This is a genomic window from Bradyrhizobium genosp. SA-3, assembly GCF_004212635.1.
GTDB lineage: Bacteria > Pseudomonadota > Alphaproteobacteria > Rhizobiales > Xanthobacteraceae > Bradyrhizobium.
This window is the reverse complement of sequence record NZ_PSRT01000331.1, coordinates 1-814: the sequence shown is the minus strand read 5'-3', so window position 1 is coordinate 814 and position 814 is coordinate 1. Positions and strand designations below refer to the sequence as shown.

Annotated in this window: 1 pseudogene; it reads right to left on the bottom strand. The window is 65.1% G+C overall.

From position 1 onward, the window contains the following. Positions 1 to 814: pseudogene (locus CWO91_RS42340) on the bottom strand (chemotaxis protein CheA); the annotation flags it as partial.

Sequence of the window (814 nt, the reverse complement as noted above, 5' to 3'; positions counted from 1 at the left end):
GTCAGCGGGATCTTGATGGTGACGGAAGAACCCTCGCCGGCCACGCTCTTGATGTCGATGGTGCCGCCGATCTGGTCGATATTGGTGCGGACCACGTCCATGCCGACGCCGCGGCCGGAGACCGAGGTGATGGCGGCCGCGGTCGAGAAGCCCGGCGCGAAGATGAACTTGTGGATCTGGGCCTCACTCATCTTCTCGAGCTCAGCCTCGGTGACGAGACCGCTCGAGATCGCCTTGGCCTTGATCTTCTCGGTGTTGAGGCCGCGGCCATTGTCGGCGATGCAGATGATGATGTGGCCGCCCTCGTGATAGGCGGACAGGCGAATGGTGCCCTGCTCGCCCTTGCCGGCAGCGAGGCGCTCGGCCGGGGTCTCCAGGCCATGATCGGCGGAGTTGCGCACCATGTGGGTGAGCGGGTCCTTGATCAGGTCGAGCACCTGGCGGTCGAGCTCGGTGTCGGCGCCGTGCATCTCCAGCTCGATCTGCTTGCCGAGTTCGGAGGAGAGGTCGCGGACGATGCGGGGCAGCTTCTGCCAGGCGTTGCCGATCGGCTGCATGCGCGTCTTCATGACGCCTCCTGCAGCTCGGCGGTGACGTTGGACAGCCGCTGCAGCGGTACCTTGAACTCGGTGTCCTCGTTGCGGCGGGAGATCTCCAGCAGCTGGTTGCGGGTCAAGACCAGCTCGGAGACCATGGTCATCAGATGCTCCAGCGTATCCACGTTGACGCGGATCGACTGGTTGGCGATGCGGTCGCCTTCGCCGGCACTCTCGTCGGCCATCGACTTCTTCGGCGCGGGCTTTTGCTTGGCGGC